The following is a 3,674-nucleotide window of genomic DNA, read 5'->3' on the forward strand; positions in this document are numbered from 1 at the left end:
ACCAGGCCCACGATGAGCGGATGGAACTGCTCGCCGTCGAGGCTGATCTCCTCCTGCCGCATGTTATAGACCCTGATCGAGTCGAACACGCCGTCGCCCCCTTTGTCCGTGAACTCGACTTCGTGGCCGCGGAATCCCGGGTGGCTGCTGAAGTGAATCTTGTACTCGACATCATGGTGTGCGACCCCTTTTTTCGGCGACTTGTCAGATGAGTAGATGCTGAGATAATATTCTGCGAGAAGTGTCAGCGGCTCCCTCTTTGTTTTATTTTTCAAGATGTCGGCAGGGGCATCCGCGGTGATCGCCTCGAAGAGCTTCGGGGAGATGGAGCCGGCCAGCGCATCCCTGTTGTCCTTGAAGAATTTGATGAGCTTCTCCTGCTCCTCTATGAGCGCCTTGTACTCGTAGACGGCAGGGGTCTCTTGCATGCCTGCAGGACAGGTCTTCATGACTCTATCCGGCACATAAAGGTCGCCTTCAACCTCGAACCGGCACTTGCCTATCGTCAGGTCCGTGATCGGTTTTATCCCGTCCAGCCCTTTCGCCTTCGCCATAACCCCTCCTAAGTAATTAATTATACTGCTGTTTATTGTTTTCCGTCCTGTCGCTTTCCTGCCCTCTACCCTTATTATCGGCTGAAAAAAGGCGGTGTTGCGGACATTCGTATTTTTTCAGCGACTTAAGATTTGCCTGTGCAGCCGCTTTCTGCTAGAGAAGCGAAACTCTTAGGGTTTTGTCCGACAGCGAGGGGATCTCTATGGGCACTGATCTCAAGACTCTGCTTGAATCGCACGCGGGCCGCGGCCACGAGCTCTACGCCAAATACATCAACCCGCAGCTCGTGCGCGTGCTCCGCACCATAGGCTTTGACCGCAAGTACGTGCGCGCCGAGGGGCCGATCCTCTTCGACTCCGAGGGAAACGAATACCTGGACCTGCTCGCGGGCTACGGGGTCTTCGCGCTCGGCCGCAACCACCCCAAGGTCATAAAGGCGATCAGGGACGCGCTCGACCTCGAATACCCCAACATGGTCCAGATGGACGCGCCGCTGGCAGGGGGGCTCCTAGCCGAGAGGCTGCTCTCCTACATGCCCGCGGGCGTGGACACGGTCTTCTTCACAAACTCCGGCACCGAGTCCAACGAGGGTGCGATCAAGTTCGTGCGCAAGGCGACCGGCCGCAGCCGCATCATTTACTGGGACCATGCCTTCCACGGCCTCACCAACGGGTCGCTCTCGGTCAACGGCGGAGAGGAGTTCAAGAGGGGGTTCGGCGACCTTTTGCCCGGCGCCACGAAGATCCCGATGGGCGACCTCGACGCGCTGGAGCGGGAGATCAAAAAGGGCGACGTGGCCGCCTTCATATTCGAGCCGGTGCAGGGCAAGGGCGTGTTCACAGCGGAGCCCGCCTTCTACGCGGAGGCCGAGGCGCTCTGCAGGAGGAACAAGGTCATAGTCATCTGCGACGAGGTGCAGACCGGCTTCGGACGCACGGGCAGGATGTTCGCCCACCAGCACTGGGGCCTCTCTCCGGACATCGTGACCGTGGCGAAGGCGCTTTCAGGGGGGTTCATCCCCTGCGGCGCCATCTGCTACCGCCGCTGGATCTACGACAAGGTCTTCACCGACATGGAGCACTGCGTGGTCCACTCCAACACCTTCGGCCGCAACATACTCGCGACCGCGGCAGGGCTCGCGACGCTCGACGCCATCGAGGATGAGGGAGTCGTGGAAAACGCCTCCCGAATGGGGGCCATGATCATGGACGGCGTTCGAGCGATGCAGCCCAGGTACGAGATGATCAGGGAGGTCCGCGGCCTGGGGCTCATGATCGGCATAGAGTTCGGCGAGCCGAAATCGCTTAAGCTCCGCGCAGGGTGGAAGATGGTGCACGCCCTCAACCGCAGCCTCTTCCCGCAGATGATCACCGTGCCCATGATGAAGGATCACCGCATCCTCACGCAGGTCGCCGGCCACGGTCTGGATGTCATCAAGCTCCTGCCTCCGCTGTGCATAAACGAGGCGCATGTGGAGCGCTTCCTTGCCGCGTTCGAGGCGGTGGTGGCCGACTGCCACAGCTTCCCGGGCAGCGCCTGGAAGGTCACAAAGGACCTCGCCGCGGCGAGCGCCAGGGCCGGCAGGGAGACGAAGGGGGACATGCAGTCGCTCTGATCGGCCGCGGTCCCCGGGGGGAGATCGATGGACAGGACATCCAAAATCGCAATCTTGCTGACGGCGGCGCTGGTCTCATCTTCGCTCCTCTTCTCCGGCGCAGCCCGCGCCTCCAACAAGTACATGCAGCTCAAGGGCGAGCGCATGGCGACTTCGGAGAAGTCCTCCGGACAAGAGACGACCCCCAAGAGCGCAGACGAAGTCGCGCTGGAGGAGCACCTCATCAAGTTCAACGATGAGGCCTACGACTGGCGCAAGCACCAGAGCGAGTTCGGCATCTTCGGCGGCGATTACCTGGGCGACGAGTGGTACAACAACTGGGACGTCGGGGCACGCTATTACTTCAATATCAATAAGACATTCGGTTTCGGCGTCGAATACCAATACAACCCGATAAGGTACGACCGCTCAGGCGACTTCGGCAGGGGCCTCGTCACCGATCAGTCCCATACAATTTTTGGCGCCATGACCGTGGCCAACACGGCGGCGTTCAAGAGCGGCAATTCGATCATAGACTGCGATCTCTATCTCACGCTCGGCGGAGGCTCCATCCAGATAAACAGGCTCTGGGAATATATGATAATGATAGGCGGAGGGATAAAGGTCTACATGCCCATGCGCTGGATGGCTGTGCGCTTCGACGTGAACAGCTACATGCACCCCACTCCCAAGCCCGGAGGGGACGCATTCAACGCCGACCTTGCGATCAACGCCGGGGTCTCGTTCTTCGTGCAGCCGAATCGGAAGAGGCACAAGGAAGCAGAGGCTGTCTCAGCCCCCGATCAATCTGACTGAGCGGCTGAGAACTCCAGCGTAAACGTCACGGTCTCGCCGTCGGAGCCGGGCGTCTTGAACTCCGCCCTCGCGATCAGCGGCGGCGTGTCCACGGAGTCGTTCCAGTAGAGCCTGCCCTGCGCCACGACCGTGGCGTCCTTGTAGGTTCGGAGATTCGAAATCTTGAAATGCCCGAGACCGTCGAACATCTCGACCGCCAGGTCGCGGGTCGGATCGGCCTTGAGATACAGGTCGAGCTGCAGCCCGACGAAGTCGCCAGCTGAGCATGCCGCGCAGACCGCCTCGCCGGACACGCTGAAGTTCACCAGCTCCAGCTCCTGGTAGTCCAGCAGGTTGCCTTCGAGGGTCGGGGCCGTTGCGCTGCCGGAGCAGCCGATCGACCACCAGAGAAAGGCGCCGGCGAACAGCACGAAGAGCCTTGGAAAATATTTTTTCATGCTGACCTCCCGCGCCCATTATAGCGCCGCCGCTGCCTGAGCGCTATCATCATTATGGAGACCGCCGCCGGCGTCACGCCAGGGACCCTCGACGCCTGGCCGAGGTTCATGGGCCTTGCGGCCTTGAGCTTCTGCCTCACCTCGGTCGAAAGGCCGGCCACATTGTCGTAATCGAAACCCTCCGGGATCGTGGCCTCCTCGACGCTTGCGAGCCTCTTCACCAGCTCCGCCTCCGCCTCTATGTACCCGGCATACTTTATCTCTATCTCCGC

Annotated in this window: 5 protein-coding genes; 2 read left to right on the plus strand and 3 right to left on the minus strand. The window is 60.6% G+C overall.

The annotated features are described in order from the left end of the window. A partial coding sequence (locus JXA24_03455; GenBank protein ID MBN1282812.1) for a hypothetical protein occupies window positions 1–554 on the minus strand: 554 nt, incomplete at its 3' end. A gap of 203 nt (window positions 555–757) precedes the next feature. Between JXA24_03455 and JXA24_03460 the strand changes: the two genes are divergently transcribed. Together JXA24_03460 and JXA24_03465 are read left to right on the plus strand one after the other, a co-directional pair. Then, entirely contained in the window at window positions 758–2,170 is a 1,413-nt protein-coding gene (locus JXA24_03460; protein ID MBN1282813.1) for an aspartate aminotransferase family protein, read from the plus strand. A 27-nt stretch (window positions 2,171–2,197) separates the two neighbouring features. Beyond that, complete coding sequence (locus tag JXA24_03465) at window positions 2,198–2,965, plus strand: hypothetical protein (protein ID MBN1282814.1); 768 nt, start codon at window positions 2,198–2,200, stop codon at window positions 2,963–2,965. On the opposite strand, the gene JXA24_03470 is transcribed toward JXA24_03465, so the two are convergent. Both JXA24_03470 and gidA read right to left on the minus strand, forming a co-directional pair. Then, window positions 2,953–3,402 (minus strand): hypothetical protein, encoded by a 450-nt coding sequence (locus tag JXA24_03470; protein ID MBN1282815.1) that lies wholly within the window; start codon window positions 3,400–3,402, stop codon window positions 2,953–2,955. The two genes, JXA24_03465 and JXA24_03470, sit on opposite strands and share 13 nt — an antisense overlap. Further along, window positions 3,399–3,674: tRNA uridine-5-carboxymethylaminomethyl(34) synthesis enzyme MnmG (gene gidA, locus JXA24_03475; GenBank protein MBN1282816.1), on the minus strand; the 276-nt coding region annotated here is incomplete at its 5' end. The genes gidA and JXA24_03470, both read right to left, overlap by 4 nt.

This window comes from Pseudomonadota bacterium (assembly GCA_016927275.1).
In the GTDB taxonomy this organism is placed as follows: Bacteria; UBA10199; UBA10199; order 2-02-FULL-44-16; family JAAZCA01; genus JAFGMW01.

Excerpts from the sequence above, each read along its gene's own strand:
- JXA24_03465 (MBN1282814.1), top strand. The coding sequence starts at position 2,198 with ATGGACAGGACATCCAAAATCGCAATCTTGCTGACGGCGGCGCTGGTC.
- JXA24_03470 (MBN1282815.1), bottom strand. The coding sequence starts at position 3,402 with ATGAAAAAATATTTTCCAAGGCTCTTCGTGCTGTTCGCCGGCGCCTTT.
- JXA24_03460 (MBN1282813.1), top strand. The coding sequence starts at position 758 with ATGGGCACTGATCTCAAGACTCTGCTTGAATCGCACGCGGGCCGCGGC.